The sequence below is a fragment of the Paracidovorax sp. MALMAid1276 genome, from assembly GCF_049198005.1.
Taxonomy (GTDB): Bacteria; Pseudomonadota; Gammaproteobacteria; order Burkholderiales; family Burkholderiaceae_C; genus Acidovorax.
In genome coordinates this window covers 1-4,685 of sequence record NZ_JBMIRS010000124.1, presented here as the reverse complement: position 1 = coordinate 4,685, position 4,685 = coordinate 1, and the positions used below count along the sequence as shown (strand labels likewise).

Below are 4,685 nucleotides of genomic sequence, written 5' to 3'. Positions count from 1 at the left end.
AAAAAGCCGTGGCATGCCACGGCTTTTTTGTTGCCCAGCCTTTGCGGCCGGCCGCGCCGAACGTTCAGTCGTAGGCGCGCAGGTCGTTCATGGTGGGAATGCCCATGGCGTGCTGCAGCTCGGCCATGATGCGCGGGTCCTTCAGGGCCACTTGCCAGGTCCGCTCGTCCTCGGCGGCGCGGCGGCGGGATTCGGCCCACTGCGCCACGGTGCGGCGCAGCACCCCGCTCGCGCGGCGCGCGGGGGTGGCCAGCAGCGCCAGTCCCGCAAAGGCCACCAGCCACAGCACCATCCACGCGGCCAGCAGATGGCCCTCGCTCCAGGTGTCGATCACCTGGTGCGCCACCACCAGCAGGGCGGAAACCACGGCTGCGAGCAGCAGCGAGGCGGCGCCCCGGGCGCCGTCAAATCGTGCTGCCGCGCCCTTCAGGGCCGCAGCAGCGTTTTCGGCGCGTACGACGCCGGGGTGTTCGGAGGGGTAGTCAACGTGTGCAAAGCTGGTCATGGTGTGATCCCTTTTTCTAACGCTTGTGGCGAAATTGCCGGGCGATGGGTGAATATTAGGGTTTACCCTAGATCTATTCAAGTTTATATCTTGAATCTCAGGCATTCATGTTGATGATGAATCGGTGAACTACTTCGTCTGCCGGCCAAAAACAAAAAGCCCGGCGCAGAGTCCACGCCGGGCTTTTTGCTCGCTGGCCGGGCTGATGGCCCGACACCGCAGCGGTGTCAGCGGTACTTGCGGATGTCGTCCACGGCGCGGCGGTCCAACGCGTGGCTGATGTCCGCCATGACGCGCCGATCCTGTACGGCCAGCTGCCACAGCTTGTCGTCTTCGATGGCCCGGCGGCGGCTTTCCGCCCAGCGCGCGCTGGCGGCCTTCAGGGCGACGCCGGCGCGGCGGGCGGGGGCGCTGAACAGGACGATGCCGACAAACGCCACCACCCACAGCACCATCCACGCGGCCACGCGATGGCCCTCGCCCCAGGTGTCCACGACCTGACTGGCCAGCACCAGCAATGCCGCCACGCCAGCAGCGCGCAGTATGGATGCGGTGCCTCGCGCACCGTCAAAGGAAGCCGCCGCGCGGCGAAGGGCTGCAACGGTGTTTTCGGCACGCTCCACGCCGGGGTGGGCGGTGGGATAGTGAGTGTGGGCAAAGCTGGTCATGGCGGAATCCCTTTCAAGCGCTTGTGGCGATAGTGCCGGGCGATGTGCGAATACTAGGGTTTACCCTTTAGATGTTCAAATTTATATGTTGAATCATTGGCATTCATGATCGTGATGTTCCAAGCATGACTGGTTTCAATTTCCGTTCGCTGGATCTCAACCTCCTCAGGGTGTTCGACGAGGTCATGGCCGAGCGCAGCCTCACGCGCGCGGCCCACAAGCTGTCCATCACGCAGCCTGCCGTGAGCAATGCGATGCGGCGGCTGCGGGACGTGGTGGGTGATGACCTGGTGGTGCGCAGCGGCCAGGGGGTGGAACCCACACCCCGCGCGCTGGCCCTGTGGCCGCCCGTGCGCGAGGCCCTCACGCAGTTGCAGCAGTCGCTGGCACCCGGGCGCTTCGAGCCCGCCACGGCGGAGTCGACCTTTGTGCTGGCCATGGCCGACGCCACGGCGGCAACGCTCATCCCAGCCCTCGTTGAGATCATCGAGCGCGAAGCCCCCGGCATCTCGGTGCGGGTGCTGCCGCTGACCACCCGCGACCCGCGCCGCCTGCTGGAAGATGAGGCGGCCGACATGGCCGTGGGCTACTTCCCCGCCGCACTTGCGGACCTCACGGCGCGCGCGCAATCGGGGGGTGTGGTGGCCTACGAAAGCCGCAGGCTGTACGACGGCGAATATGTGTGCGTGATGCGCCGGGGCCACCCGCTGGCCGATGCGCCGCTCACGCTGGATGCCTACTGCGAGGCGCGCCACATGCTGGTGAGCTTTTCAGGGCGGCCGTTTGGTTTCATCGACGAGGCGCTGGCATCGCTGGGCCGCGAGCGGCGCGTGGTGCTGACGGTGAACCAGTTCTTCACGGCGGGCCGTGTGGTGTGCGGCTCGGACCTGCTCACCGTGCTGCTCCGGCATTTCGTGCCGGTCACGGGCATCGAGGAAGACCTGGTCCAGCGCGCGCTGCCCCTGGACGTTCCCCCGGTGCATGTGGACGCGCTGTGGCGCCGGCGCGGTCCGCAGCAGACCGCCATGACCTGGCTGCTGGGGGCCCTGACCCGGTCGGCGCGCAAGACGTTTCCGGGGTAGCGGGCACACGCCGGGGCTGTGCGCGGCCCGTCGTAGACTGCGCCCTCCATGAACATTCAACTGCTGTCCGACCTGCACCTGGAGGCGCACCCGCACTTTTGCGCCGAGCCCGCGCCCACTGCCGATGTCTTGGTGCTGGCGGGCGACATCGGCTCCTATCAACCGGGCTCGCAGCTGGGCGATGGCGATTTCGGCCTGTCCCGCTTTTCCCCCCTGCCCCCGTTTGGCGGCTGGCCGGTGCCCGTGGTGTTCGTGCCGGGCAACCACGAGTACGACGCGCAGGATTTTGACGAAGCGCACCTGCGCCTGCGCGCCACCTGCGATCGCCTGGGCATTGCCTGGCTGGAACGCGAGTCGCTGGTGCTGGACGGGGTTCGTTTCGTGGGCACCACGCTGTGGACCGACTTCGATGCCCTGGCCGACCATGAGGCCGCGAGCGACATCGGGCGGCGCCTGAAACTGCGTGACAAGGCCTTTCGGGCCGCCAACTACTACCTGCGCAAGACCGGAGGCACGCGCGGGGGCGAGCCCTTCCTGGCCGAGCAGATGCGCGAGCAGGGCCTGCAGTGCCAGGCGTGGCTGGCCGCCGCGCTCTCCGTGCCCTTCACGGGCCCCACGGTGGCTGTCACGCATTTCGCACCCAGCCTGCGCAGTGCGGATCCGCGCTATGGCCTCGTGCCGGGAACGGCGGGGTTTTGCAACGCCCTGGACGCGTTGCTGCCCCACGCCCAGCTCTGGCTGCACGGCCACCTGCATGCCCCGAGCGACTACACCGTGCGTGGATCGCATGCCGACGACACCCCCTGGGCCTGCCGGGTGGTGGCCAACCCGCTGGGCTATGCGCGCAAGGGCGAGCAGCAGCGGTTTCAGCCCCAGTGCGTGGTCACCGTATGATCGTCGCGGGGCACCACCGCCCCGCGGCGCGCAGGAGAAAAACATGACACAGGTCAAGACAACAGAGGCCCGCGCACAGTCATAGTCTGAGCCACCCTTAACGGAGAACACCATGAACATCCTGCTTGCTGTCGACGGCAGCGCCTACACCAAGAAAATGCTGGCTTACCTCGCCACCCATGCCGAGCTGCTCGGGGACAACCACGAGTACACCGTGCTCACCATCCAGGCACCCTTGCCCGCCCGCGCCCGGTCCGCCCTGGGCAAAGAGGCCGTGGACAGCTACCACGCCGACGAGGCCGAAAAGGTGCTGGCCCCCGTCTGCAAGTTCCTCGCACGCCATGGCGTGCAGGCCAAGCGCGCGATGAAGGTGGGACATGTGGGCGAGAGCATCGCCAAGGTTGCGGACAGCGGCAAGTTCGACCTGCTCGTGATGGGGTCTCACGGCCACGGCGCGCTGGCCACGCTGGTGATGGGTTCGGTCACCACCCAGGTGCTGGCCCACAGCAAGGTGCCGGTGCTGATCGTTCGCTGATATGTTCCTGCGCCCTGTCGAGTGGGGGCGCCGGCGGACATGAAAACGCCCGGCATGCCGGGCGTATCCAATGGGACTAGCGCGCCGCCAGCCCGTCAAAACACGTGCGCATCACCAGTTCCACGATCTCCGCGTCGGAGTGCTGGCCGCCTTCTTTCAGAAAGCTCACCACCGGGTCGCAGGCCCGCGCATACAGGGTGTACAGCACCACGAGCGGTGGCAGCGAGGGGCTGATTTCGCGCTGCGCCTGGGCCTCGGTGATCCACTCGCCAATCTGATCGCTCACGGCCACCAGGCCGCTGAGGTAGTCCTTGTTGGCCATGAGCACGGCCCGCAGGGTGGAGTTGCGGCTGGGCAGCAGGGGCATCTCGTTGGCCAGCAGCCGCTCCAGCGACCAGCGCACCAAGGCGCGCAACTTGTCCATGGGCGCCATCTCTGTCGGCAGTTCGGCCAGGTAGGCCTGCACCCGCGCGAGGATCTGCACCATGGCGGCGCTGCACAGCTCCTCCTTGCTGCAAAAGTGCTTGTACAGGCTGGCCTTGGCGATGCCGACCGAATTGGCGACGTCGTCCATGGTCATGGCGTCGAACGCCTTTTCGCCCAGCAGGCGGCACGCAGACTGCAGGATCGCTTCTTCGCGTGCCTGGTGCATCTGCTCCTTGAACGAGATTTTGGGTTGCGGAGTGGCCATGGCGCCAATTTTATACGTTGCAGTAAAAAAAATAAACGCCCAAGTTGCAACACAACCAGACCGTTCACACACAGGGCTGCCGGATGCGATAAACAGAAACGCGCGGGCGGGCTGCGCTCACGCGGCAGGCTAGTCCGCTGAATCCGAGAAATCGGCTGTGCGTGAGGGTCTGGCAACGCCGCAATCAAGGCGCCGGGCGCAGTCGGGTGGCCACCCGGCGAGCACGGCAACGCTGAGTGCGGCGTTGCCAGACCCTCACCCTTTGGGCCGGGGCAGCGGCGGGCACCCGGCTGCGTTGCCTGCCTTGTCA

Annotated in this window: 6 protein-coding genes; 3 read left to right on the top strand and 3 right to left on the bottom strand. The window is 66.7% G+C overall.

Annotated features, from left to right (window positions below; all coding sequences use genetic code 11):
* Positions 1-64 precede the first annotated feature (64 nt).
* Both ACOQFS_RS08775 and ACOQFS_RS08770 read right to left on the bottom strand, forming a co-directional pair.
* The gene (locus ACOQFS_RS08775) at positions 65-505 is read right to left on the bottom strand and encodes a hypothetical protein (protein ID WP_421562510.1); all 441 of its coding nucleotides are present in this window, start codon (positions 503-505) and stop codon (positions 65-67) included.
* A gap of 227 nt (positions 506-732) precedes the next feature.
* Complete coding sequence (locus tag ACOQFS_RS08770; RefSeq protein ID WP_421562509.1) at positions 733-1,173, bottom strand: hypothetical protein; 441 nt, start codon at positions 1,171-1,173, stop codon at positions 733-735.
* A 125-nt stretch (positions 1,174-1,298) separates the two neighbouring features.
* Here ACOQFS_RS08770 and ACOQFS_RS08765 point away from each other — a divergent pair, with 125 nt between their 5' ends.
* From ACOQFS_RS08765 to ACOQFS_RS08755, 3 genes are all read left to right on the top strand, one after another.
* Entirely contained in the window at positions 1,299-2,255 is a 957-nt protein-coding gene (locus ACOQFS_RS08765; protein ID WP_421562508.1) for a LysR family transcriptional regulator, read from the top strand.
* Positions 2,256-2,303: 48 nt separating this feature from the next.
* Positions 2,304-3,149: a metallophosphoesterase gene (locus tag ACOQFS_RS08760; protein ID WP_421562507.1), complete on the top strand. Its 846-nt coding sequence runs from the start codon at positions 2,304-2,306 to the stop codon at positions 3,147-3,149.
* A 112-nt stretch (positions 3,150-3,261) separates the two neighbouring features.
* Entirely contained in the window at positions 3,262-3,684 is a 423-nt protein-coding gene (locus tag ACOQFS_RS08755) for a universal stress protein (protein ID WP_421562506.1), read from the top strand.
* Positions 3,685-3,760: 76 nt separating this feature from the next.
* Here the strand turns inward: ACOQFS_RS08755 and ACOQFS_RS08750 are convergent, their stop codons facing one another.
* Complete coding sequence (locus tag ACOQFS_RS08750) at positions 3,761-4,375, bottom strand: TetR/AcrR family transcriptional regulator (protein ID WP_421562505.1); 615 nt, start codon at positions 4,373-4,375, stop codon at positions 3,761-3,763.
* Positions 4,376-4,685: the final 310 nt, after the last annotated feature.